This is a genomic window from Kitasatospora sp. NPDC001132 (assembly GCF_053598415.1).
The window spans coordinates 324,410-347,194 of sequence record NZ_JBSFKF010000006.1; the positions used below are offsets into that span (position 1 = coordinate 324,410).

Genomic DNA, 22,785 nt, shown 5'->3' on the forward strand with positions numbered 1-22,785 from the left:
AAACCGTGCACGCAGACTTCTCGCGCCTGACGTTCCGGCCCGGCAAGCACTACTCCGCCGTGCTGACCCAGCAGGGCCGGGTCCAGCTCGACGCCGACGCCAACGAGCAGGCCGCGATCGAGCGCTACCAGCTGCGCACGCTCGCCGCCGACCTGATCGGCCGCCGCGGCGGACCGGCCTCGGCGGCCGGGTTCGCGATCGGCTACGTGCCGGGCAACCACGACGTGGACGACCTCACCATCGGCGGCGGCCGGTACTACGTGGACGGCATCCTGTGCGAGTCCTACCGCCCCGAGGAGGGCCTCGCCGTACCCGACGACGGCGACTGGGGAGGCACCGGCGGCAGCGACGGCGAGGCCCGGCAGGCGCCCACCGTCTGGACGTACTGGGACCAGCCGGACGCCTACCGGGACGAGGAGCGGCCCGGTGACCGGCTGCCCGGCGACTTCCCGTTCCTGGTCTACCTGAAGGTCTGGGAGCGCAGCGTCACCGCGGTCGAGGACCCGGAGATCCGCGAGGTCGCGCTCGGCGCGGCTATGCCCGACACGGCGGCCCGGGCCAAGGTCGTCTGGCAGGTACTCGCCCTGCCCGCCTCGGAGTTGAGCGTGCCGGACGGCGGGGTGTCCCGGGTCAGGGAGGCCTTCGACGCGTGGGCCGAACCGCACGAGCGGCCCGCCTCCTGGCTGGCCGCGCGCGCCCGGCGGCCGGAGCGGGCGAACGAGGACCCGTGCCTGGCCCACCCCGACGACGCCTACCGGGGCCCGGAGAACCAGCTGTACCGGGTGGAGGTCCACCGGGGCGGCTCCGCCGAGGGCTGCGCCACGTTCAAGTGGTCCCGGGAGAACGGCTCGGTCGTCCTTCCGGTCGACTCGATCGAGGGCGTCTGGGTCGACCTCACCACGCTGGGCGACGACGACAAGCTCGGTCTCTCGGTGGGCGACTGGGTCGAGGTCGGGGACAGCGCGTACGTCAGCCGGGACGAGTCGGCGGACCTCCTCCAGGTGGAGGAGACCGACCTGCCGGGCCGCCGGGTGCGGCTGTCCGCCGAACCGGGTCCCGAGGTCGGGCGGCTGGCCGAGCGCCGCCCCTTCCTGCGCCGCTGGGACCACCGGGCGGCCCGCGGCCGGGACGCCCTGCCGCTGGTCGGCGGCGCCCTGCGGATCCAGGAGGGCGCCTGGCTGGACCTGGAGGACGGCGCCCAGGTGTACTTCCGGCCGGGCGGCGCGTACACCCGCGGCGACTACTGGCTCGTCCCGGCCCGGACGGCCACCGGCTCGGTGGAGTGGCCGCAGAACACGGCCGGCGAGGCCCTGCTCCAACCCCCGGCCGGGGTCCGGGTGCACCACGCCCCGCTCGCCTGGGTGAAGGGCCCGACCACGGTCGTCGACCTCCGGCAGACCTTCGGCCCGCTGACGGCCACCGCCGCGGGCGAGGCCTGAGCGGCCGATCGCCGTCCGCACGGCAGCACGTGCCGTGCGGACGGCTCCACCGCCGGGCCGCGTCAGCCGGCGAGGCGGGTGAGGTGTTCCGCGACGGTGGTCGGCGAGGGCATGGCCGCGATCTCGGTGCTGACCTCGCGCGCGGCGCGGATCAGGTCGGCGTCGGTGAGCAGCCGGTCGAGCAGCGCCGGGCCGATGTCCTCGGCGGCGGCGCGCAGGCCGGCGCCCCGGGCCCGGACCGCGTCGGCGTTGATGAAGCGGTCGGAGCCGTCGGGGAGGACGAGTTGCGGGATGCCGGCGTCCAGGGCACCGAGGGCGGTGCTGCCGCCGCCGTGGTGGATGGCGGCCGAGCAGGTGTCCAGCAGTGCCCGCCACGGGACCCAGCCGCAGGCGCGGACGTTGTCGGGCAGGGTGTCGATCGTGCCCAGGTCGAGGTCGCCGGTGGCGAGCACGAACTCCGCGTCGATGTCGGCGGCCGCCGCGATCACCCGCTCCAGCCTGGTCAGGCCGTCCGTCTTGGGCGGGACGGTGCCCAGCGTCACCGCCACGCGCGGGCGGTCGGCGGGCACGGCCAGGTGGGCGGGGAGTTCGTCCTCGCCGTTGTAGGAGACGGGCCGCAGCGAGCGGCCGTACCTTTCGTCCCCCGCCATGCTCGGGGGCGCGAGGTCGATGACGTCCGCGGGCTCGGGCAGCCGGTCGATCCCGTGCCGGGCGAAGGTGTCCGCCATCTCCGCCAGCATCAGCGCGCGCAGCTTCGGGGTCCGGACGAACCCCAGGTCGTGCTGGACGGCCGGCACGCCGAGGCGGGTCGCCGCGAGCAGGGCCACCGGGAACTGGTAGTCGTACACCACCAGGTCCGGTCGCCACTGGGTGGCGAGCTCGACCACCGCGTCGGCCACGTCGCTGTTGACGTGGGCGGCCAGGGGGACGAACGCCTCGCGGTCGGCCGAGTTGCTCTCGACCACCCGCTGCATCAGGTCGGGCCGGCGGGTGCGGCCGGCCTCCCTGATCACCTTGCGCCAGTCGACCCCGGGCGCGATGGGCAGGTACGGCATCCCGGCCGCGGCGACGGCCTCGCCACCGTCCATCGATGCCACCGCGACCTCGTGGCCGAGTTCGCGCATCGCCCTGGCGAGCGGGACCAGCGGGAAGAGGTGGCCGATGCCGGGGACGCCGGCGAACAGTACGCGCATGGAGGAACCTCGGTCGTGGGGTCGGGGGGATGCCGGGGTGCGCCGGCTCAGGAGGCGGCCCGGTGCAGGGCGGCTTCCATGCCGTTCAGCACGGCGTTGCAGTCGCGCTGCAGGGTGGCGGCGTCGACGGCGCTCAGCAGGTAGACGCCGAGCCAGTTGCGCGACCCGGCGGACGGGTCGAAGGCGGGGACCGTCCGGCCCGCGGGCATCGCGAAGGCGGGTACGGCCTCGATGGTGCTGCCCGGCGACAGCAGGCTCTGCCAGTCGACGGCCTGCGGGTTCCAGACCGGGCTGGTCCGCCAGGGCACGCCCGCCGCGTCGGCCGGGACGACGGCCAGCGAGGCGGCGGCCCCGGTGCCGTCGAGGGGCATGGCCGCGGGGTAGTCGACCCGCTCGCCGAGCAGTTGCCGGACCAGCATGCCGATCGGGTCGAGTCCGAAGACCTCGTGGACCTGCCTGGTCGTCAGCAGGCCGCCGAACCTGGCGGCGGTCTCGATGACCACCAGTTCGCCGTCCGCCATCAGCTTCAGCTCGGTGTGGGTGCCGCAGTTCTCCAGCCCGAGCGCGTCGACGGCCTGCCGCGAGACCTCCTCGATCCGGCGTTGCAGCGGCTCCGCGAGGACGCAGGGCGAGGTGCTGGCCACCTCGACGAAGGACGGGACGGTCGGCAGCTTGGCGGTGATGGCGAGGGGGTGGTAGACGCCGTCCGCGACGATGCCCTCCACGCTCACGTAGTCGCCGTAGCCGGGCTCCTGGTACCAGCCCTCGGTGGAGCCCTGGGCGATCGACTCGACCAGGCGGTCCCGGTCGGTGTCCGCGGCGTAGAGCTCGTTCATGCCGACCTGGCTGCCCGCCCGCAGCCCGCTCTCGATGCCGGCCCACGCCGGGGCGGCCTCCTCGACCGAGTCCAGCACGATCTGGGCGACCGATCCGGCGCCCCAGGCCGGCTTGAGCAGCAGCGGGGGCGTGAGTTCGGCCAGCGCGGTCGTCAGGTCGGTGAGGCTGTCGACGCGGCGGAACGCGGGTATCGGCACCCCGGCGGCCGCCCACGCCTCGCGCATCAGTCGCTTGTCCCGGGCGCGGATGATCCCCTCTCCGGGGCCGGCCAGGTGGAGCCGGCTCGCGGCGTGCGCGACGGCCAGGACCGCGAACTCCGAGAGGGTCAGCATCGCGTCGGCCCCGATGGCCTTCGCGTACTCCACGATCAGCTCGACCAGGTCGTCGCCGCGCGGCGCGTCGGGCACCAGCTCGATGCTGGTGCAGCTGGGACGCCACACGTCCTCCCCGGCCGTGGGCAGCGGCGCCAGCGCGAGGACGTGCAGCTCGCCGCAGGCGGCGATGCGCGGGAACGCGTACTCCAGCGGGGCTCCGCCCTTGACGTAGACGTAGAGGATCTTGTTCAACGTACTTTCTCCTGAAGGAAGTTCACTCGTCCATGGGCACGCCGACGAGCGGGCCCGTGGGCTCGCCCGCGGCCTCGGAGGTTCGCTCCGGCCCGTGGCATGCCGGGGAGCGGCTGGGGCCCGTACGGCGGTCCGGCCGCGTCAGCCGGCGGTGCGGAAGGGGCGCAGCTGCAGCAGGCCGATCTGGTCGCCCTCGATCGCCCATTCGATGTCGACCGGAGCCGCGTACGTCTCGTCGGGCGAGAAGTGCGACTGCAACAGCCGGCTGATCAGGGCCAGTCGGCGCACGACGTCCTTGGTGGCGGTGTCCAGGTCGGTGGCGGCGGTGCCCAGCGAGATCGTCCGGCTGCCGCCCTCCATGGTGTTGTACAGGTACTGGAGCGGGGCGCCCCGGCCGTCCACCACGTCGGTCACCGAGCGCGGCGAGACGTTGAGGTAGACGTCGCGGAAGTCCTGCGGGCTCAGCGGGTTGCAGGTGACCAGGACGCCGCCGACGGTGGCGCCGACCTGCTCCTGGACGATCACGGCCATCCGGCAGTGGTCCAGGGGGATGCCCGCCTGGCGCCGCAGCAGCACCGCCCGGGGCGAGAACAGCGAGGCCCAGACCTCCCGGACGGCGTCGAGGAGCGCGTCGGTGCCGCTGACGCCGGCCACCGACTCGTAGAGTCCGGCGGCGGAGAAGCCGGCCAGGTCCTCGGCGTTGGAGGAGCTGCGGACGACCTGGACGGGGGCGCCGTACAGGTGGCGGTCGACCGCCCGGTCGATCTCGGTGCGGATCGGGTCGGGCAGCGGGGTGTCACGGATCAACCGCTGGACGTCGAGGCAGAGTTCCTCGATCCGCGGGGCCTCGTCCCGGAGCGCGGCGGCCAGCCGGTCGAGGGCCTCCCGGAGCTGTTCGGAGGAGTCGAGGAAGCGCTGCTGGAGGGAGAACGGCAGCACGATCCCGCGCGGCACGTGGGCGTACTCCTTCACCAGGAGCCTTGCGGCGGCGTTCAGTTCGGCCTCGTCCGTGTCCTCCGGGAGGTCGAGCTGCCGGGCCAGGTAGCGCAGCAGGTCGGCCCGGGGCGGCCGGGGCACCTGGTAGAAGCCGAGCCAGCGGGGTGAGCCGTGTTGCAGCAGATGGGTGAGTTCGCCGAGGTTGGCGGCCTTGGTGCCGAACCGTACGTGGTCCCCCTCGCGCAGTTCGGACAGCGCGGTGACGGGCGTGGGCGCGAGGTCGGGCCGGTCCACGGTGACGCGGTCGACCGGCGGGGCCGGCCGTGCTCCCCTGGTCTCGCCCGGCTCGGCGGCCTCCAGCAGGAGGTCCCCGCCGTCGGCCTCGACGCGGTAGTTCACCCACCGGCCGGCCAGAGCGGCGCGGTCGATCCGGTCGAAGGCTCCGATGCCGACGGCGTTGGGGATCCGCCAGCCGGCGGCCATCACGTTGATGTGGGAGAGCGGCGTGGTGTGCTCGGTGTGGATGATGCCGGACACCCTGGGGATGTCCTCGGGCACCCGGGGCATCACCACGATGTCGTACCACTCCAGCGGCTCGGGGTCGGCCCGGTAGTCCTCCTCCGAGCGGAACACCCGCAGCCGCCCGTGGGCCGTCCCGGGGTTCAACGGCACGAACGAGGCCGCGGAGTAGAGCTCGTGGGACAGGACGCGCGGTATCTCGCTCTCCGGGATGTCGGCGAGGTAGACCTCCTGCTGGTGGCAGGCCGGCTTGAGGACCAGCCGCAGCGAAGGGTCGATGTGCTCGCGCACCCGGTGGTAGAAGAACCGCAGCATGCCCTGGGACATGGTGTCGACGTCGACCGTCTCCAGCGACAGGAAGGTCTCGGCCTCGTCGCCGCTTTCCGTGGCGCGACGGGTGTGGCGGGCGAGGGTGCCGAGATAGAAACGACGGTCGGGATTCCGGTAGACGCCGTCGTTGAAGGAATCGAGCTGCCCCGCCAGTTCGTCGATCGACATGCCGAGGATCTCGCACCCGATGTAGCGGACGTGGAGCATGCCGTCGGCGCTGTCGATGAAGTGGAGCACCGACTCGTCACGGTCGAGCACGATCTTCACATAGGGATAGCCCCCGACCTGGCCGGCCAGTCCGGAGAACTCCTCGAGGGTGAGCTTTTCGCCTGCGCCTAGGAGGCGGGGCCGCGTGGTCGCGTCGTTGCGATCCGAACGGGTCATGCGCACAGTTCAGCCATTCGTCATCGTGTGCACGATCGGTACACACATGGTGCAGAAAGGGTCGGATACGACCGCCTACACACTGCCATTCATTATGAACGTTTGACGAACGGTCATATGACATCAGGCCATCACGAAGTGATTCGGCCATATGAGTTCCGTCAGGGAAAGCATGAAGCCGCGTCATGTTGTGGCAGAGGTCACAACAGGGGCGGTCGATGCTCGGTGCGCGATCGAGCATTTCCGGAAGTGTTGATTCCTGTACGACCTCAGATGATAAGCGCCCAATTCGCCCGAAGCACGCAAATCCCTGTTCATTCGGCTTCGGTCGTCTTCTTCTTCCCCGCGGAAGCCCGACATCAACCGGGGACATCAACCGGGCCGTCAACCCGGCGAGGGGTGACTCCGCGTCAGCCGAGCGTGCGGTCGAGGTTGAAGGCGGCGCTGATCAGCGCGAGATGGGTGAAGGCCTGCGGGAAGTTGCCGAGCTGCTCGCCGGTCGGGCCGATCTCCTCGGCGTACAGGCCCAGGTGGTTGGCGTAGGTGAGCATCTTCTCGAAGGCCAGCCGGGCCTCCTCCACCCGTCCGGCGCGGGCCAGGGCCTCGACGTACCAGAACGAGCAGATCGAGAAGGTGCCCTCGGCCCCGCGCAGGCCGTCCGGGCTGGCCTGCGGGTCGTAGCGGTAGACCAGGGAGTCGGAGACGAGTTCCGCGCCCAGCGCGTCCAGGGTCGACAGCCACTTGGGGTCGTTGGGCGAGATGAACTTGGCCAGCGGCATCATCAGCACGGAGGCGTCCAGGATGTCGACGCCCAGGCTCTGGGTGAACGCCCGGCGCTCGGCCGACCAGCCGGCCCGCATGATCTGCCGGTAGATCGCGTCCCGGCAGGGCTGCCAGCGGGCCAGGTCCGCCGGCAGCCCGCGCCGGTTCGCCATCCGGATCGCCCGCTCGATCGCCACCCAGCACATCAGCCGCGAGTACAGGAAGTCCTTGCGGCCGCCCCTGGTCTCCCAGACGCCCTCGTCGGGCTGGTCCCAGTGGTCGCAGAGCCAGTCCACCACGCCCCCGACCTGGTCCCAGTGGTCGCTGCTGATCGGCTGCCCCCACTTGTCGTACAGGTAGACGGAGTCGATCAGCGCCCCGTAGATGTCCAGCTGGAGCTGGCCGGTGGCGGCGTTCCCCACCCGCACCGGAGCGGACCCCAGGTAGCCCTCCAGGTGCGACAGCTCGCGCTCGGGCAGGTCGCTGCGCCCGTCGATCCCGTACATGATCTGCAGCGGTCCCGCGTCGCCGGTGCCGGCACCGCCGCCGCGGAGGATGCCCCGCTCGGAGAGGAAGCCGATGAAGGCCTCGGCCTCCGCGGTGAAACCCAGCCGGAGCATCGCGTAGACGCAGAAGGCCGCGTCGCGGACCCACACGTACCGGTAGTCCCAGTTGCGCTCGCCGCCGATCCGCTCGGGCAGGCTGGTCGTCGGCGCGGCCACGATCGCACCGGTCGGCGCATAGGTGAGCAGCTTCAGCACCAGCGCGGAGCGGTGCACCATCTCGCGCCACCGCCCGTGGTACCGGGAACCGGCCAGCCAGTGGCGCCAGAACCGCACCGTCGCCTCGAACTCGTCCTCCGCCTCGGCCCGGGGGCACGACCTCGGGGTGACGTCACCGCCGACCCGGTCGAGGGCGAACACCGCCGACTCGCCCTCGAGGAGCTTGAAGTGCGACCACACGTCCACGCCGTCGCGCTCCAGCGGCACGGTGGCCGTCAGCGCCAGCGCCATCGACGGGGACTCGAAGACGGCCTCGTGCGGCCGCAGGCGCACGGTGTGCGGCTCGGTTCCGAAGCCGAAACGGGGAGCCACCCGGACCCGGAACGGGAGCGTCCCCCGGGCACAGACCACCCGCCGGATCAGCCGGTGCCGGCCCGCCTCGCGCGACTCGTCCACGACCGGCATGAAGTCCTGGATCTCCGCCACCCCGTCGGTGGCGAAGAACCGGGTGATCAGCACGTTGGTGTCGGGGAAGTAGAACTGCCGGGTGCGCGTCGGCACGTCGGCGGCCAGCTCGAACGACCCGCCCCGGTCGGCGTCGAGAATGGACGCGAAGACGCTGGGAGCGTCGAACCGCGAGCAGCAGTACCAGTCGATCGTGCCGTCCGTCCCCACCAGCGCGGCGGACCTGAGATCGCCGATCAGGCCGTGCTCGGCGATCGGCAGGTAGCGCGAGCCGTCCACTCCCCCGAATCCGGCATCGTCGAATGTCATTCCGGCCTCCTACCGCGGTGGCGCGGACATCCGGACAGCCGTGCCCGGCGCCACGGGACCCGGGACCACCTGAGGGCAGCCGTGCCCGTTCACTCGGGAAACACCGTCGCTGGGGGCCTTGTTCCGACTCACCCTCCGTGATCGGGGCCACGCTCCGTGATGCCGGTGCGAGGCGGACCGCCCGCCCCCGGCGACGGCGGGCCGGAAGGCGCCACTCGGGGCCTGCTCCGGGGCTACTTGGGGGCGGCCGCCATGGAGGCGACCGCGTCCGCCACGGTGGAGCGGTAGAGGCCCAGCTTGGGGTTCAGGACGCGCACGCCGCTGCCGAGCGGGAAGTTCCGGGTGTTCGCGAGGGGCATGTTGGTGCCGTCCTGGTCGACCAGCACGTTGAGTTCGTCGATGCCGCGGGCGGTGCCGGTGGTGGCGCCGCTCGGGTCGAGGTCGATCACCGCGTAGGCCTTCTGCCCGGCCGCGACCGGGAAGCGCGAGGTGCCGCCGGCGAGCACCGGCCGGATGTTCCCGCTCTGGTCCTGCGAAGTGGAGTTGCCCAGGTCGACTGCCGGGGAGGAGCTCAGACTGCAGGCGCTCGCACCGGTGTTGTGCACCTCGATCACCCGCTGGCTCGGCGCCCCGGAGCGGATCGTCACCTGGATCGAGAGGTTCTGGGTGTCGCACGGGCGGCCGGCGGCGCCGGTGTTCCCCCCGTCGGACTTGATGCCGCCCGACGGGCTCGCGCCGGACGTCTTCGGCGGGGCGGAGTGCGACGGCGCTCCGGTGGCCGGTGCGCCCGCGGTGGGCGCCCCGGTAGCGGGGGCGGCCGCGGAGGGCGTGGCGGCCGCCGTGGCGGCCGCGGAGGCCGTCGAGCCGCCGGCCGTGTCCGTGTGCTCGGGCCCGCAGGCGGTCAGCGCGAGCCCCGCCCCGACGACGAGGACGGCGGAGGCGAGCAGCGGGCGGCGGTGGCGGCGGATGGTCATGGTGGCTCCCCGATGGCGGTGCGTGCTGTTGGCGACGGACACACCACAGGACGGCCGACCGGCCGGTTCCGGTGCCCCGAACGGCGTCACAATCGCCAGGACACGGCGGGGACCGGACTGTGACATACGATCAGGTGCCGCATGGTTGACATGCGCGCGGCCGTGTGGGCGGATCTCGCGGTATGGGTGTCGGTCGGGTGCGCGGTCTGGCAAACTCCCCGCTTGTGCAGCAAGATGCGGGTGATCTACGTGGTTGGCTTCGCTCCCTCACAGACGAACGGCTGGGCGATTTCCTTCGGGTCCCGACCGCACTTCCCTTCCTGGCCGGTATCCGAGTCGACGGCAGGCCGCGCGAGTTCGTGTGGAAGCGCCGCGAACTCCTGACCGCGCGGGCGTTCCTGGGGCGTGCGCCGCTGGACGTCCTGAACTCGATCGGGCAGCAGGCGGCCGACTTCGCGGACCACCTGCTGACGCGGGTCCACGGTTTCTCCGCGGAGGAGCTGCGCGACCCCGACCCGGAGCGGTTCGGCCGGATGCTGACCCAGCTCCCCCCGGTGCTGGCCCACGCCCGCCTTCACCACCTCGTTCAGCACCGCCCGGAGCTCGAAGAGGACTGGGACGTCGCCGTCGTGGAGCTGCTACGGTGCGCCGACACCCCCGGCACGGCGGTGCCCGACCACCGCGATCCGGCGGGCCGGGAAGCGACCGCGCCGTTGGCCCCCGAATCCGAGCAGGAGAGGAACGTTCAGGTGAAGAGCCAGCCGGCCCCCCAGGGCCTGTCCGCCGCCGCGGAGGCCCTGCGGCACGCGGCCGCCGCGCTGGCGGGGGACCTGCGCGCCCTCGCGGACCTGGTCGAGAGCGGCGGCACGGTCGAACCGGCGGACCTGGAGGACAGGTTGGCCGTGTACACGGCCGACCGGGCCCGGCTCGCCGAGCAGATCACCGGTACCGGGCAACGATGGGACGCGGCCGCGACGTTCGAGGACCTCGACGCGGTGATCGCGGAGCTCGCCGCGGCGCAGCAGCAGGCCGCGGCCCGCCACGCACGGGCCGAGGAGCTGCGGGTCCGCTACGACCGGTACACCGACATGCTGCAGGAGGAGGACGACGAGGTCGCCCGCGCCGGCCTGGAGTCGGCCCGGGGCCGGATCGCGGAGCAGATCGTAGAACTCGGCGGCGTACTGCCCGCACCGGCGGCCGTATCCCTGGACCTGCCGCACCAGTTGATGCCGGAACAGGCGCCCGCCCTCGCGGAGGACGCGGCGCCGGAACCGTCCGCGGAGCCGACGCCGGAAGCGGTGGAGGAGCCGGAGCCGGTGGCGGACGCCGTCCCCGCGGAGGAGGACTGGCCCGACGACGACACCGCTCCGGCGGCCGACCCGGAGCCGACGCCGGAACTGCGGGAGGAGCCGGTACCGAAGTCCGCCCCGGCGCAGCCGCCCGCGTCCGAGTCGACGGCGCGGCCGGTGACCGTCGCCGAACCGGAGCAGGAGCCGGAGGAGGAAGAGGAGCAGGAGCAGCGCCTGGCCTTCCTCCCCTGGGAGCCGTCGGCCGGAGGTGCCGGCCCGGTGGCCGAACTGGTGCGCCAGAGCCGGCTCGCCGAGGCGTTCTGGTACACCCGGGGCTCGGACGAGGTCGCGCTGCGCGCCGACACCCTGGCGTTCGCCGAGGCCGCGTTCGCGTGCCAGGACAACGACACGGCCACTGCGGTGCTTTCCGCCTTCGGGCACGGCGCCGCCGAGTTCCGGGACGACCGGAGCGCGCAGATCGCCGCCACGGTGGCCTCGCTGCGCGCGGGCCTGGTGGCGGGCTGGCCCAACGACCTGCTCAACCAGGCGGAGCCGATCACCGGTCTGCCCGCGCCCTGGGCGCGGCTGCTGGAGGCCGCCGCGTCGACTGTGCGCCACTGCCAGCGGGTAAACCCGGCCGGCGGATGGCTGGTGGACCCGGCGCCGGGGCTGACCCGGGAGGTGATCGGCGACCAGGCGCGCGAGCTGCTGGTGACGCTGCCCCAGCGCAGGACCAGCTACGCGCGGGCGACGCAGGTGCTGACCCGCCTGGCGTCGGACGGGCAGCCGCTGGGCACCACGCTGCGGACGATCGTGGAGTGGGCGCAGGGCCGGGCGGGGCTGGAGGCCCTGGACGCGGTGGCCGAGCAGTTCGCGCGGCGGGACTGCGGTGAGCGGCTGATCCTGGACGCCGACGTCATGGTACGCACCAGCAAGCAGGCTCGGGAGCCGATCGAGGCCAAGGCCAAGCAGGCGCTGCTGCGGGCGATCGCGAGCGTCAGCGACCTGCTGGACCGGGCGCGGAGCATCGCGGCGTCCCAGGCCGGCGCCGGGCTCTCCGGGTCGCTGAAGGGCGTGTTGACCCGTGTGGCGAACGAGCCGGCGCCGCCCGGGGTGGAGGGCGCGCTGCTGCACCTGCTGCGCCAGTGGCTGTGCGGCAAGGCGCCCGCGGCGACCCCGCTGAGTGTCGGTGACGACGAAGGCTTCCCGGAGGACCTGCGCGACCACCGGCCCGACGTACGGCCGCTGCTCGTCCTGGCCGACCTGCCGCGGCTGGGTGACGGCAGTCCCGACCCCGACGCGGACGGCTTCGACGAGGCGGCGCTGTCGCCGCTGCTGTCGCGGGTCGACGGCGACGCGGCGCTGCGGGCGCACTGCGAGCGCGGCGACCTGCACCTCGCCGAGGCGCTGGCCGCGGCGCTCGGCGAGGGCGCGGTGCCGGCTGTCGGTGACGCGCCCGTGCGGACCGACCACGCCCGTACGATCGAGGCGGCGCGCACGAGCTGGAGCACCAGGCTGCGGGCCGAGCACGCCGACGCCTCCGGGCTGCTGGCCGAGCTGCGGATCCAGCAGGCGCCGGACTCGGCCGCGGAGCGGAAGTTCAGCGCCGAACTGGCCGGACTGGAGCAGCCCCAGCCCGACGGCGCCTACCGCGCGGCGGTGGAGCAGATCCGGGCACTGGCCGGGCGGCTGAGCGAGGCGGTCTCCGCGTATGCCGGGCAACTGCGCGCCGACATCGCCGAGTTGGAGCTCTCCGAGACCGACCGCACCCGGTTCGAGCAGGCGCTGGACAAGCACGACCTGGTCACCGCCGCTGAGTACCTGGCGCTGGCCAGACGCGGCGAGCCGCTGCCGGACTGGAGCGCCCTGGACTGGGGCGCCGACCTCACCGAGTTCTCCGCCGGCCTGGGCCTGAGCGTCACCCAGCGGCAGGGCCAGGGCTACAGCGCCGAGCCCTGGGCCCGGCGCTACGCCCCGAACGGCGAGCTGACCGAGGCCGTGGGGCCCGCGCTGGAGGCGTGGGAGGCGCTGTGCAACGCCTCCACCCGGGCGCGCGAGTGGCAGCGGCACCTCCCGCGGGTGCTGCGCCTGCTGGGCCTGGAGGTCGACCCCGGCTCCCTGACCCACGTCGACGACGGCCAGCGCCGCATCGGGTTGCTGCGCACGACCGTGCGTGCCAAGGTCAGCGAGTCCAGGCCCGGCTACGTCGCCTCGCTCGGCTCCCGGGCCCAGGGCCGGTACACCGTCGTCATCGTCCCCGAGGAGGCGGTCGGCCGCAGCGTCCTGGACCTGCTGGACGCACGGGACAGCGGTGCCACGCTGATCCTCTACCTGCACCCGCTGGGGCTCGCCGGCCGCCGCAAGCTCGCCGAGCGCGCCCGGGCGGGCGCCCGTCAGGCGCTGGTCGTCGACCCGGCGGTGCTGGGCTGGATCGCCGCGCGCTCGCCGCGCAGCTTCCGCGCGCTCCAGCGCGTCACGCTGCCCTGGACCGGGTTCAACCCCTACACGCCGTTCGTCGCCGGCCTGGTGCCGCCCGAGGTGTTCTACGGCCGCACCCAGGAGATCAACCAGGTCGTCGACCCCCTGGGTGGCCTGTTCCTCTACGGCGGACGCCAGTTGGGCAAGTCCGCGCTGCTGCGCCGGGTCGAGTCCACCTTCGCCACCGAGCACCACAAGGTCGTCTACCTCGACCTGAAGGCCCACGGGATCGGTGAGGCCGAGCCGGCGGAGCGGATCTGGCCCAACCTCGCCGCCCAGTTGCAGCGCGTGGGCGTGCTGGAGCAGGTCGGCACCAAGTGGGTCCCGGACAAGGTGCTGGAGCAGATCGAGAACTGGCTCACCGCCGACCCCCAGCGGCGCCTGCTCGTACTGGCGGACGAGGCCGACGCCTTCCTGACCGCCGACTCCCGCTCCGCCAACGGCCACGGCGGCGAGTCGACGTTCCCCAACGTCCTGCGGCTCAAGCGGCTGATGGACAGCACCGGGCGCCGCTTCAAAGTCGTCTTCGCCGGCCTCCACCAGGTCCAGCGCTTCGGCACGCTGTCCAACGTCCCGCTCACCCACGGCGGGCCGGACGTCCTGGTCGGCCCGCTCCACCCCACCGAGGCACAGCCGCTGGTCGTCGAGCCGATGGCCGCGCTCGGCTACACCTTCGAGCGGCCCGAGCTGGCCTGGCAGGTGCTGGCAGCGACCAACTTCCAGGCGTCACTGGTGCAGATCTTCTGCGACCAGCTCGTCTCGGCGCTGCGTGCCAAGCCCGTCGCCGACCGGTGGCCTATCACCGTCACCGAGGCCGACGTGCGCGCCGTCACCGCCTCGCCGCAGGTCCGCGAACGCATCGCCGAGCGGATGCGCATCACGATAAACCTGGAGGACCGCTACCGGGTGCTCACCCTGGTGATCGCCCTGCTCAGCCTCAAGGACGCGCACCGGCGCGGCTACCAGCCCGACGAGCTCCTCCAGGAGGCCCGCGAGCGCTGGCGGGAGGGCTTCGACAACCTCAACTCCAGCCAGGTGCGGATCTACCTGGACGAGATGGTGGGCCTCGGCCTGCTGGTCCGCCAGCCCGGCGACGACCCGACCTACGCGGTCCGCAGTCCCAACGTCGTCGGTGTCCTCGGCACGCCCGACGCGCTCGAACACGAGCTGCGCGACACCGAGTTCCGGCTGCCCATCGAGTACAACCCGCGCTACTCCCGACGGCTGCTCGGCCACTCCCCCAGCGGAATCCAGACGTTCAGTCCGCTCACCGAGGACCAGCTGCACACCGTCACGGGCCAGGGGGTGAGCGCGGTGTGCGTGACCGAGGTGCTGCGCCCGTCCCTGGTGGTCGACGCCGTCGAGGCCTACGCCGCCGCCCGGGGCATCACCGTGCACCGCACGGACGGCCCCGGTCTGAAGTCCCGCCTCACCGCGCTCGCCAAGGCGAAGGCGAAGGAGAAGGACGCGCAGCTGGTCATCGTCGACCTCCGCCGCCGCAGCCAGGCCGAACTGACCGACGCCCTCGACCGCCTGCGCGAGCACACCGCCGCGGCGAGCCCCGCCGCGCGCTCCGCGGTGATCATCGTCGACCCGATGGGCGTCTACGAGCGCACCGACCTCATCGGTGAGGCGATCCGGCCCCAGCGGTGGACGGCCGACAGCCTGCGCGCCTGGCCCGAGTCCCCCTTCGAAACGCCCGAGCGTCGGCGCCGGCTGGTGGAGGCCACCGGCGGCTGGCCGGAGCTGGTGGAGCAGACGGTCCACCAGGTCTCCCGCACCGGCACCTCCGTCGACGCCGCCCTGGAGGGCGTCCGCAACGCGACGACCCGCGCCGACTTCGGCGCCGTGCACCTGCAGAAGGTCGGTCTCGACAGGAACCTCGCCGAGCTCCTCACCCGCTGGACCGAACTCCTGGAGAGCCCTGAGGAGGACACCCCCGCCCGGATCGCGTCGATCATCGACGTCCCCGAGGACCAGGTCCTGGACCTCGTCCGGCGGCTCACCGACCTCGGGGTGCTGGACGAGGGCGACAACGGGATAGCGCTCGACCCGGTGACCTTCCGCGCCCTGGCCGCCACGGCGGGGCAGGAGTGACGGCCGGCTCCGGGCCTCGGACCGCAGCGGGCGCCGACCCACACTCCCTCACCACACTGCCCGGCGTCCGGCTCTGGATACGACGCGTCGCCAAGGACCTGGCCGCCGGGCACAGCTGCCTGCTGCTCGTACCCGCCGCGATGCCGGACTCGGCGGCGCTCCTGCCCGGCATCCTCACCACCCAGCCCCACTGGCTCCGGGTGCCGCCACCGGGCGCACCGTCGGCAGCGGACGAGCCCGAGCCGGACGAGCCCGAGCCCGAGCCGTTGTGGTCGGGCCAGCCGCCCGTGCTCGACATCGACGACAGCTTCCTCACCGGGATGATGGCCTCCATCTTCGGAGCCGACCCGGCCTCGGCCCCCGCGCCCGCACCGCCCGTCCCCCGCCCCCGCGTCGCGCCCGACCGCGTCCGGGACCTGGAGGCCCGCCTCGAAGGCCTCCTGCCCGGTGCGTCGGCCGGTTCCGTGTACGACAGGCTGACCATCGATCACGCCGACGGGTGTGTCTACGTCCTGGACGCCGCCGACGAGAAGGACCCCGAGGCGCTCGCCCAGCTCCTGCTGCGTCTGCCGGCCGCTGCCAAGGCCGCCGGCCTGGCGCCCGACCAGCGCCCGCGGCTGCTCGTCATCGCCACCCCCGACGACCTGCCCCCCGACTATCCGGACCGGCTCAGGGGCGAGGACGTCGCCGTCCACTGGTGGTGGGGAGCCCTCGGCCGCCTCGACACCGCCTCGGTCACCGCCGTCAACCGTCCGCTGCGCGCCCGCGCCGGGCTGACCGGCCGCCACCGCATCGAGGAGGTGCTCGTCCAGGCCACCATCGTCGAGGTCTGCGGCCCCCATCTCGACCTCGCCGCCGCCCTCGCGCGTTCCTGGGACGGCCGGCCCGAGAGCCTGTCCACCGCCCTGAGCGGCGCCTGCGGGGCCACCCGTGTCCCGGCGCCCGCCCCTGCCGGCTCCCCCTCCCCCACCCAGCACAGCGGCGGCCTGGCCCAGCAACCGCCCGCCGCCCTGCATCCGCGGTGGAACGCCGGCGCCGTCGACTCCTGGGACGGCCACCTGCGCCCCCACCCCGCCACGTCCAGCGGCTCCACCCTGGACAAACTCGTCTGGCTGGCCCAGAACCGCACCCTGCTCCCGCTCATCGACGACGCCCGCGAGGCCCTGGCGACCAGGGTGCTGCCCACCGCCACTCTTCCCCCTGCCGAGATGCTCGCCGTCTACGGCTCCGACCGCACCATGCCCGCCGGCACCAGCACGACCGAGCGGCTGCGCTCCCTGGAGCTCAGCCAGCTCGCGGCCGCCAAGCGCCACGGCCGGCTCCGGTTCACCCAGGCCCAGGCCCAGACCCTGTTCGTCCTGCTCGACGCCCGCAACTGCCTCAGCCACCGCGAACACCTCGCCGGCGCCGCCCTGCACCGGCTGTTCGAGCAACTCAGCCTGAACCACTGAAGCTTGAAAGCTTCCCGACGGTGCGCCGGTGGCGGTTGCCTCGGCGCGGTGCGGGGCACCGTACCGGCTCCGGCTGTTCGGCCAGGGCGGCGAGCGCCCCGCCGGTGGAGGTCCTCCGCGTTGGCGAAGAACAGCGGGGAGTCGTAGCGGTAGACGAGCAGGCCGGGGACGGCCCGGGCCTCGGGGTAGTCGTCGACGTCGTGCATCCCGGCCACGCCCGGCACCAGGCCAGTTCCTGGTTGGCGTCCAGCCGCCGCTCCTGCCCGGGCTTCTCGAAGGCGCGCGCGGTGAGGATGAAGTCGGTGTGGCCGACCAGCAGGATGCCCAGCGCGGGCAGCAGCAGCCGGTTCAGCTCGTTCAGGTCCGGCAGCGCGGGGCGGGGCAGCCATGTCTCGTCAGGGGCTCCGGAGCACCGTCACGGCCGGGGGTCGGGCGCCGCGGCGCGGGCGGCCGGCGTTCTGCGGGCCGCGAACTTGCCCAGTTCCCACAGCAGCAGGAGGGCGACGGCGGCCAGCAGGGCCCAGCCGAACTGCCGGGCGTCGATGTCGGTGGTCCCGAGGACGTGGTGGAAGGCGTCCATCTGGGTGACCAGCACCGCCAGGACGAACTCGCCCAGGGCCGCCCGGTTCATCTGCCTGCTGTCGAAGGTGCGGACGCTCAGCGCGGTGGCGCGCTCGCTGCGGCACTCGTAGGCCGCCACGATCAGACAGAGCGCGAAGGCCGTGAACGCGATCGAGTTGCCGACGTGCGCGCTGTGGTAGCGCGCCTCGCCCAGCTTGATCAGTCCGAGCAGGGCGACCGTGATCGCCAGCCCGGCGAGTCCGACGGTGACCATCACGGGCCTGGTCAGCACCGTCTCGCCGCGCGGGCGCGGGGTGCGCCGCATCAGGCCGGGGCTCTCCTGGTCGAAGCCCAGGGCGAAGCCGAACGGGGCGTTGACCACGAAGTGGACCCACAGGACCTGCGCCGGGGTGAACGGCTCGCCCGCGGCGATGTTCAGGATCGTGGCGCCTAGGAAGGTCAACACGAACGTCACCAGCAGCACCAGGACGAACCGGATGTACTTGGTGAGGTTGTCGTAGAGCTTCCGGCCCTCCGCCACGGCGTGGACGATGGTGGCGAAGTTGTCGTCGGCGAGGACCATGCGGCTCGCGTTCTTCGCCGCGTCGGTGCCGCTGCCCATGGCGATGCCGATGTCGGCGGCCTTGATCGCCGGCGCGTCGTTGACGCCGTCGCCGGTCATCGCGACCACGTCGCCCTTCTGTTTGAGCGTGGCCGCGAGCAGCACCTTGTGCTCGGGCGCGACCCGGCCGACGACGCCGATGCCGTCGATCCGGGCCAGTCGCTCGCGCTCCGGCAGGGCGGCGAAGTCGGCGCCGAGGACGGCCTCCCCCTCGATGCCGAGTTTGCGGGCGATGGCCGCGCCGGTGGTGACGTCGTCGCCGGTCACCATCCGGACCCGGATGTGGGCGGCCTGCGCGCTGGCGACCGCGGCCCGGGACTCCTCGCGCGGCGGGTCGACCATGGCCACCAGGCTGGTCATCCGCAGGTCCCGGACGTGCGCCAGCAGGTCGCCGTCCGGGTCGAAGTCCGCCGGTTCCAGGTCGCGGACGGCCCCGGCCATCACCCGCAGCCCCTCGCCGCCCATCCGCTCGGTCTGCGCCAGGGCGCGTCCGCCGAGGTCCGCGTCCCAGGGGACGACCACGCCGTCCGAGACGGCCGAGGAGGCGCGGGCCGTGACCGCGGGGGCCGCGCCCTTCACGAAGCACCGCACCACCGCCCGGCCGTCCGCGTCCTTCGCCTCGTTGAAGCTGGCCATCAGCTTGTAGCTCGGGTCGAACGGCAGCGTGGCGAGCCGGGGGAAGCGCTCCCGGGTGCCCTCGATGTCCAGCCCGGCCTTGTGGCAGAGGACGAGCAGGGCGCCCTCGGTCGGGTCGCCGACGACCTCGCCCTCGACCAGTTTCGCGTCGTTGGCGACCAGGTAGGGCAGCACGGCTTCCTCGATGCTCGGGGCGGAGCCCGCCGCGTGGTGGATCCGCCCGTCGAGGCGGTAGCCGGTGCCGGAGACGGTGTAGCGGTCGGTGGGGCTGAGCACCTCCACGACCGTCATCTGGTTCATCGTCAGGGTGCCGGTCTTGTCGGAGTTGATGGCCGAGGTGAAGCCGAGGGTCTCGACGGACGGCAGCTCCTTCACGATCGCGTTGCGCTTGGCCAGGTTGAGGCTGCCGACGGAGAGGATGACCTGGCTGACCGTCGGCAGCGCCTCCGGGATGGCCGCGATGGCCAGCGAGACCGCGCTGACGAAGAGGGCGTCCCACGCCTGGTCGCGGCTGCGGCCGAGCGCGAACATCACGACCATGGTCAGACCGGCCGCCGCCGCGATCCACAGCGTCAGCGTGTCGAGTTGCCTGGTGAGCGGCGACTGCTCCTTCTCGGTCGCCGACAGCATCCCGGAGATCTTGCCCAGTTCGGTGCCGGCGCCCGTCGCGGTGATGACGAGCAGCCCGCTGCCGTGGGTGACCGGCGTGTTCATGAACGCCATGTTGGTCTGGTCGCCCGGCCCCAGCGGGTCGGCCGGCAGGGTGCCGGCGTCCTTGGCGGCGGGGACGCTCTCGCCGGTCAGCGCCGACTCGTCGATCTGCAGCGCGCTGGCCTCGACGATCCTTCCGTCCGCCGGGACCTCGTCGCCCGCCCTGACGAGCACCACGTCGCCCACGACCAGCTGCTCGGCCGGGATCTCCGCCTCCGCGCCATCCCGCCGCACCCGCGCGGTGGCCTTCATCATCGACCTCAGCGCGTTCATCGCGCTCTCGGCCTTGCCCTCCTGCCGCAGGCCGATCACCGCGTTGAACAGCGTCAGGACGATCAGCAGGACGCCGGTGGTCCACTCCTTGATCGCCAACGAGACCACCGCCGCCGCCAGCAGGATGATCTGCATGTAGCTGCGGTACTGGTCGAGGAAGCGCAGCCAGTCCGGCCGCGTCTTCTCCTCGGGCAGCGCGTTCGGCCCGTCGGCGGCGAGCAGTTCGGCCGCCCGGGCGGCGGTGAGCCCGGCCGCCGGGTCCACCCCGAGCGTGGCCGCGACCTCCCGGGGCGGCCGCGCGTACCAGGGGGCCGGGGACTCCTGCGGGCCGGACGGCCCAGCCTGATCCGCCATTCTTCACTCCTCAAGGTCCGGGAACGGCAAGGTCCGGAGATGCCGGGGGCCGGGGATGCCGGGGGCCGGGGGCCGGGGATACCGGGGTCCGCGCGTACGACTCACCCGCGGGCGTCCCCGGGGGCCTCCGCCTCCAGCCGGCGCTTGGCCGCGTTCAGTCCCTTCCGGGCCTGCTCGTCGAGCGTGGGGAACTGCGGATCGATCCCGATCAGCGTGTGCGCGAGCACCGCCGCCGCGCAGATGCGCGCGAACCACTTGCGGTCGGCCGGCACGACGTACCAGGGGGCCCACGGCGTGCTCGTGGCCGACAGCATGTCGGAGAACGCCTCCTGGTAGGCGTCCCAGTACTCGCGCTCGCGGATGTCCGCCTCGGAGAACTTCCAGTTCTTCTCGGGCAGGTCGATCCGCGCCAGGAAGCGGCGGCGCTGCTCCTCCTTGGAGACGTTCAGGAAGATCTTCACCACCTTGAACCCGTTGTCGGTGAGGTAGCGCTCCCAGTCGTTGATCTCCCGGTAGCGGCGGTGCCAGATGCCCGGGCCCTTCGCGTCCTGCGGCAGCCTCTGCCGGTCGAGGTTCTCCGGGTGGACCCGCACCACGAGGACCTCCTCGTAGTGCGACCGGTTGAAGATCCCGATGTCCCCGCGCGCCGGGAGCCGCTGGGCGTACCGCCACAGGAAGTCGTGGTCGAGCTCCTCCGTGGAGGGCACCTTGAAGCTGCTCACGTGCACGCCCTGCGGGTTCACCCCGCTCATGACGTGACGGATCGTGCCGTCCTTCCCGCCGGCGTCGAGTGCCTGGAGGCAGAGCAGCACCCCGTAGGTGTCCTGGGCCGCCAGCCGTGCCTGGTACTCCGAGAGCAGCGACACGCCGGTGCGCAGCAGCTCGACGCCGTCACGCTTGCGCATGCCCGCCTTGTACCGGGGGTCGAAGTCCTCCACGAGGTCCACCCGCGAACCCGGCTTCACCCGCAAGGGCTTGATGAACTTCGCGATGCGCCTGGCCGTCTTTCCGTCCGACATCGTCCGTACCGGTTCCTCTCGGGTCCGGCGGGCGCCACGAGGCCCGTCGTGCCGTCCCCGTCCGCGTCGGTGTCGGTGTCGGTCTCTGTGTCGTCGACACGGCGGAACCGGGGCCGACCAGGGCGGGAGAAGTGCTACCTGCCACGCTGTGGCCCCCTGACGGCGGTGTCAATCCGGCGGTGTCCTTCCGGGGAGACGCCGTGGCAGCCCCGCCGTCGACCACTCCCGGCGGCCACTGCCGGCGGCGCACGGCCGGGTTCCGGCCGATCCGCCGGGGGCGGGTTGACGGCCGCATTGGTCCATGCCGCTCTCTGACCGTCAGCCATCAGTGCCGGTGCCGCGCGGCCGGGTGACTGGCTGGCAGCGCCCGGTCGGACGCGCCGGTCAGCCGCTCGCGCAGCGACTCGCCCTCGGTGTACTCGCCGCGGAAGACACCGCGGGCGCGCAGGAGCGGCAGCACCGACTCGACGAACTCCGTGGTGGAGGCGGGCTGCACGGTCGGCGAGAGCAGGAAGCCGTCCAGGTCGGCGCCCTCCGCCAGGGCGCAGATCTCGTCGGCAATGTCCTCGGCGGTGCCGACCACCGGGCGGGCGCCGACGCCGTGGGTGTGCCAGTCGGCGAGCACGTCACCGACGGTCCGGTCCGCGAACCGGGCGACCTGGGTCCGCGACAGCTCGGTGGACAGCTCGGACATCGGGGTGTCCGGCGGGTACGAGGACAGGTCGAGGCCGGTGAACATGGCGTAGCTGGCGACGGCGACCTCCGGGCGCTGGGCGTCCAGGACGCGCTGCCAGCGACGTTCGGCGTCGGCGGTGGTGGCGCCGAGCACGCAGGAGAACGCCGACATCACCTTGACCTCGTCGGCGCGCCGGCCCGCCCGTACGGCCTCCTCGCGGATCGCCGCGGTGTGCCCGGCGAGCTGCTCCACCGAGCCGCTGCCGACGAACATGCACTCCCCGTGCCGCCCGCCGACCCGCCGCCCGGCCGGGGAGGCGCCGGCCTGGAACAGCACCGGGGTGCCCTGCGGGGAGCGGGCGGTGTTGCCGTAGCCGTGCGAGCGGAAGTACGGGCCCTCGTGCTCGACCGGGTGCACCTTGGCCGGGTCGGCGAAGCGGCCGGCCTTGTCCTTCTCCAGGGCGTCGGGTTCCCAGGCGCCCTCCCAGTACTTGTAGACCAGGTCGAGGAAGTCCTCGGCCATCCGGTACCGGTCGTCGTGCGCCACCATGTCCATGCCGAAGGCCTTGACCGCGGTGTCGGCGGTGCCGGTGGTGACGATGTTCCAGCCGATCCGGCCGCCGGACAGCTGGTCCAGGGTGGCCAGCCGGCGGGCGAACGCGTACGGCGGCTCCACCAGCACCGAGCCGGTCACCACCAGGCCCAGGTCGGTGGTGCTCGCCAGCAGCGCCGAGGCGATCACGAACGGGTCCAGGCGCGGCAGGTCGAGGGCCTCCTCGGTGGCGATCGGCGGGCGCACCCCGTCGATCTCCGACCAGCCCCAGGCGTCGGCCAGGAAGAGGAAGTCGAGCTTGGCGTCCTCGCACAGCCGCGCGATCCCGCGCCAGTACCCGAGGGTGTCGAACAGGTGCCGGCGGCTGTCGGGGTGACGCCAGGTGGCGGTGCCGCTCGCGTTGGTCTGGGCGTTGTCGAACAGGCCGAGCCTGAGGGTGCGCATGGGGTGCTCTCCGTTGACCGAGTGGTGCGGGGGACGGGAACTGCAGGATCCCGTCAGGGTGCTACGGGAGCGGTGGGGTCGTCGAGCAGGCGGTGGCCGCGCGAGCCGCGGCGGACGCCGGCGCCCGTCGCCCGGGCACCGGCAACGGCCGACGGCCGGGCCGCGGGGGGGCGGGGCCCGCCCCGG

At 73.1% G+C, this 22,785-nt stretch carries 11 protein-coding genes and 1 pseudogene; 3 read left to right on the forward strand and 9 right to left on the reverse strand.

Annotation, left to right across the window (positions count from 1 at the left end; all coding sequences use genetic code 11):
• Positions 1-5 precede the first annotated feature (5 nt).
• Positions 6-1,439: a DUF6519 domain-containing protein gene (locus ACWDBE_RS11535; protein ID WP_449807831.1), complete on the forward strand. Its 1,434-nt coding sequence runs from the start codon at positions 6-8 to the stop codon at positions 1,437-1,439.
• A gap of 62 nt (positions 1,440-1,501) precedes the next feature.
• Here ACWDBE_RS11535 and ACWDBE_RS11540 read toward each other — a convergent pair whose 3' ends face one another.
• The 5 genes from ACWDBE_RS11540 to ACWDBE_RS11560 all read right to left on the reverse strand — a co-directional run bounded on the left by ACWDBE_RS11540 (position 1,502) and on the right by ACWDBE_RS11560 (position 9,436).
• On the reverse strand, positions 1,502-2,632 hold the full coding sequence (locus tag ACWDBE_RS11540) for a nucleotide disphospho-sugar-binding domain-containing protein (RefSeq protein WP_449807832.1): 1,131 nt from the start codon (positions 2,630-2,632) through the stop codon (positions 1,502-1,504).
• A 47-nt stretch (positions 2,633-2,679) separates the two neighbouring features.
• Complete coding sequence (locus ACWDBE_RS11545; protein WP_449791678.1) at positions 2,680-4,035, reverse strand: ATP-grasp domain-containing protein; 1,356 nt, start codon at positions 4,033-4,035, stop codon at positions 2,680-2,682.
• A 141-nt stretch (positions 4,036-4,176) separates the two neighbouring features.
• Positions 4,177-6,204, reverse strand: a complete 2,028-nt coding sequence (locus ACWDBE_RS11550; protein WP_449807833.1) for a PEP/pyruvate-binding domain-containing protein — start codon at positions 6,202-6,204, stop codon at positions 4,177-4,179.
• A 410-nt stretch (positions 6,205-6,614) separates the two neighbouring features.
• Complete coding sequence (locus ACWDBE_RS11555; protein WP_449791676.1) at positions 6,615-8,462, reverse strand: glycoside hydrolase family 15 protein; 1,848 nt, start codon at positions 8,460-8,462, stop codon at positions 6,615-6,617.
• A 233-nt stretch (positions 8,463-8,695) separates the two neighbouring features.
• The gene (locus ACWDBE_RS11560) at positions 8,696-9,436 is read right to left on the reverse strand and encodes a DUF4232 domain-containing protein (protein ID WP_449791675.1); all 741 of its coding nucleotides are present in this window, start codon (positions 9,434-9,436) and stop codon (positions 8,696-8,698) included.
• Between the two features lie 359 nt (positions 9,437-9,795).
• Between ACWDBE_RS11560 and ACWDBE_RS11565 the strand changes: the two genes are divergently transcribed.
• Positions 9,796-15,300, forward strand: coding sequence for a hypothetical protein (locus ACWDBE_RS11565; RefSeq protein WP_449807834.1), 5,505 nt, complete (start codon positions 9,796-9,798; stop codon positions 15,298-15,300).
• Positions 15,297-16,751: a hypothetical protein gene (locus ACWDBE_RS11570; protein ID WP_449807835.1), complete on the forward strand. Its 1,455-nt coding sequence runs from the start codon at positions 15,297-15,299 to the stop codon at positions 16,749-16,751. The genes ACWDBE_RS11565 and ACWDBE_RS11570 overlap by 4 nt, the downstream gene beginning before the upstream one ends.
• A 58-nt stretch (positions 16,752-16,809) precedes the next feature.
• On the opposite strand, the pseudogene ACWDBE_RS11575 reads toward ACWDBE_RS11570, so the two are convergent.
• From ACWDBE_RS11575 to ACWDBE_RS11590, 4 genes and pseudogenes are all read right to left on the reverse strand, one after another.
• Positions 16,810-16,981: pseudogene (locus ACWDBE_RS11575) on the reverse strand (STAS domain-containing protein); the annotation flags it as partial.
• 185 nt (positions 16,982-17,166) lie between these two features.
• Positions 17,167-19,908 (reverse strand): cation-translocating P-type ATPase, encoded by a 2,742-nt coding sequence (locus ACWDBE_RS11580; protein ID WP_449791672.1) that lies wholly within the window; start codon positions 19,906-19,908, stop codon positions 17,167-17,169.
• 101 nt (positions 19,909-20,009) lie between these two features.
• Positions 20,010-20,927, reverse strand: a complete 918-nt coding sequence (locus tag ACWDBE_RS11585) for a polyphosphate kinase 2 family protein (RefSeq protein ID WP_449807836.1) — start codon at positions 20,925-20,927, stop codon at positions 20,010-20,012.
• A gap of 325 nt (positions 20,928-21,252) precedes the next feature.
• Positions 21,253-22,599 carry an NtaA/DmoA family FMN-dependent monooxygenase gene (locus ACWDBE_RS11590; protein ID WP_449807837.1) on the reverse strand — a complete coding sequence of 449 codons (1,347 nt, stop codon included), beginning with the start codon at positions 22,597-22,599 and terminating at the stop codon, positions 21,253-21,255.
• Between the last annotated feature and the right edge of the window lie 186 nt (positions 22,600-22,785).

Excerpts from the sequence above, each read along its gene's own strand:
- ACWDBE_RS11560 (WP_449791675.1), bottom strand. The coding sequence starts at position 9,436 with ATGACCATCCGCCGCCACCGCCGCCCGCTGCTCGCCTCCGCCGTCCTC.
- ACWDBE_RS11585 (WP_449807836.1), bottom strand. The coding sequence starts at position 20,927 with ATGTCGGACGGAAAGACGGCCAGGCGCATCGCGAAGTTCATCAAGCCC.
- ACWDBE_RS11550 (WP_449807833.1), bottom strand. The coding sequence starts at position 6,204 with ATGACCCGTTCGGATCGCAACGACGCGACCACGCGGCCCCGCCTCCTA.
- ACWDBE_RS11555 (WP_449791676.1), bottom strand. The coding sequence starts at position 8,462 with ATGACATTCGACGATGCCGGATTCGGGGGAGTGGACGGCTCGCGCTAC.
- ACWDBE_RS11590 (WP_449807837.1), bottom strand. The coding sequence starts at position 22,599 with ATGCGCACCCTCAGGCTCGGCCTGTTCGACAACGCCCAGACCAACGCG.
- ACWDBE_RS11540 (WP_449807832.1), bottom strand. The coding sequence starts at position 2,632 with ATGCGCGTACTGTTCGCCGGCGTCCCCGGCATCGGCCACCTCTTCCCG.
- ACWDBE_RS11580 (WP_449791672.1), bottom strand. The coding sequence starts at position 19,908 with ATGGCGGATCAGGCTGGGCCGTCCGGCCCGCAGGAGTCCCCGGCCCCC.